Below are 682 nucleotides of genomic sequence, written 5' to 3'. Positions count from 1 at the left end.
CTCGCGCACGCCGGCCGGACGCCGAAAGGTCATACCGGGATACATTTCGAGTTGAGGAGAAACGGTAACCCGGTGAATCCGTTGAAATATCTCCCGTCCCGCTAAGGCGGCTCCGAATCCCGCCCACGCCCCGTTGCTTCGCCTCCCGAGCAGGCATATATTGGGACCCATATAACGATAAGCCCGTTTTCCCGTGGAACGACCGGTTCCCTAGATGTCCGGTGCCGGCGTGTCGGTACCGGCGGGCATGGAGGAGCAACATGGCCAGTAAGCAGGCTCTTAGGGTTGAACCCGAGGCCGTAGTCCCGGTAGGCGGTATTGAGGAGGACGAGCTGCTGCTCGAGGAACCCGCCGCTGCCCCGGCTGCTGCCGGAGGCATCGCCGACGACGGGGAGAGCGCTACCGAAGAACCCGCCCCATCGCGCAGCCGGCGCGGAGAGGGGCACGAGCACACCGTCGACGCTACCCAGCTCTACCTCAACGAGATCGGATTCTCGCCGCTGCTCACCGCTGACGAGGAGGTCTATTACGCGCGTCGCGCCCAGCGCGGCTGCGAGGCGTCGCGGCGGCGCATGATCGAGAGCAACCTGCGCCTGGTGGTGAAGATCGCCCGGCGCTACATGAACCGCGGCCTCGCCTTCCTCGACCTGATCGAGGAGGGCAACCTCGGGCTGATCCGTGC

At 65.4% G+C, this 682-nt stretch carries 1 protein-coding gene; it reads left to right on the top strand.

What is annotated here, in order from left to right; translation table 11 throughout:
* Nucleotides 1-260: 260 nt before the first annotated feature.
* Nucleotides 261-682, top strand: a 422-nt coding sequence (locus G7A99_RS23210; protein WP_305792363.1) for a sigma-70 factor domain-containing protein, incomplete at its 3' end; no start/stop codon positions are given.

The sequence above is a fragment of the Arhodomonas sp. KWT genome (assembly GCF_010993615.1).
The sequence above is the reverse complement of the archived record's forward strand: the minus strand, read 5'-3'. Positions and strand labels throughout refer to the sequence as shown.